The 1,415-nt window shown below is 38.4% G+C and carries 1 protein-coding gene and 1 pseudogene; both read left to right on the top strand.

Annotated elements, in window-relative coordinates; genetic code table 11:
• The first annotated feature begins 229 nt into the window (after nt 1-229).
• Nucleotides 230-1,177 carry an IS110 family RNA-guided transposase gene (locus ACFWE9_RS26940; RefSeq protein WP_230163055.1) on the top strand — a complete coding sequence of 316 codons (948 nt, stop codon included), beginning with the start codon at nt 230-232 and terminating at the stop codon, nt 1,175-1,177.
• Nucleotides 1,174-1,415: pseudogene (locus ACFWE9_RS26935) on the top strand (hypothetical protein); the annotation flags it as partial. The gene ACFWE9_RS26940 and the pseudogene ACFWE9_RS26935, both read left to right, overlap by 4 nt.

Raw genomic sequence — 1,415 nt, 5'->3', positions numbered from 1 at the left:
TAAACTCAAAAATAGAGTCTAACCCATTAACCCCTTGACGATAATGGATGATAACAATACAACCAGGCTGAGCTTTTTTTGGTGGATCTTAAGGAAGATACCCTGTATAAGAAACTGGTTGTGACAGTATGGAAGAACCATTTAGTGTACTGCTAGTACGTATACAAAAATTTTTGTAACAAATCTCCTGTCATATGTATTGTTAATCTTTTTTTGAGGTGATTCTCCTATGGAAGCAATGATTGAACGGTGTGCTGGCCTAGATGTACACCAAGAAACAGTAGTAGCCTGTGTATTATTTGGTCCATTAGATAAAAAGCCAAAAATCTCTATTGAAACGTTTTCGACTACAACAACAGGACTCTTGGCTTTAAGTGATTGGTTAACTACCCTTCAGGTATCCGATGTTGTGATGGAAAGTACTGGAGTCTACTGGAAACCAATATGGAATATACTCGAAGATTCTTTTCACCTTGTTCTTGCCAATGCCAGACATGTCAAAAATGTTCCAGGGCGTAAAACTGATGTGAAAGATGCCGAATGGCTTGCTAAGCTTCTAAGATGTGGACTTATTGAAAGCAATTTTGTTCCACCGGAGGATATTCGTGATTTACGTGATCTTACTCGTTATCGAAAAAAATTGATTCATCATCGCACATCAGAGCAGAATCGCATTCACAAAATTCTTCAAGATGCTAATATCAAGCTAACATCCGTTCTATCAGACATTTTTGGTGTATCGGGACGCCGTATACTTGAAGCCATTCTAAACGGTGAAAAAATAGAGACCGATGGTCTTCGAAAAATGGTGGATTGGCGAACAAAAGCAAGTATTACTGACATTGCCCATGCAATTAATGGGCGTATTCGCCGTCATCATCGTGATATGTTGCGTTACCATTGGGAGCATATGGGTTATTTAGAAAAAGCCATAGAAGAATTGGAAAAACAAATTGATCAACTCCTGTCCCCATATCATAAGGAAGTAGAATTATTGGATGGTATACCTGGTGTGAACAAAGCTGCCGCAGCCACTTTTATTGCAGAGATGGGCGTTGATATGTCCGTATTTAAGTCGGCTAAACATCTTGCCTCTTGGGCTGGTGTAAGTCCCGGAAATTACGAAAGTGCTGGTAAAAAAAAACGAGTAAAACCACACAAGGTAACAAAGCTTTGAAAACGATGGCCGTAGAGTGTGTATTAGCGACTTCAAGGCAAAATAATCGAATTGCTTCACATCGAAAAAGAATTACCAAACGACAGGGAAAAATGAAGGGACGAATTGCTTCTGCCCATTTACTAGTAACGATTGCTTACAACATCTTAAAAACAGGAGAACCTTATCATGAACTAGGCTCAAATTACCTTGAAGAAAAACAAAATAACAAAGAATTAAAAATGATCGAATACCTAAA

This window comes from Peribacillus sp. NPDC060253 (assembly GCF_042727425.1).
In the GTDB taxonomy this organism is placed as follows: domain Bacteria; phylum Bacillota; class Bacilli; order Bacillales; family DSM-1321; genus Peribacillus.
This window is presented reverse-complemented; position numbering and strand designations above follow the sequence as displayed.

Bases quoted from the DNA above. Each gene is read 5' to 3' on its own strand.
- ACFWE9_RS26940 (WP_230163055.1), top strand. From the start codon at position 230: ATGGAAGCAATGATTGAACGGTGTGCTGGCCTAGATGTACACCAAGAA.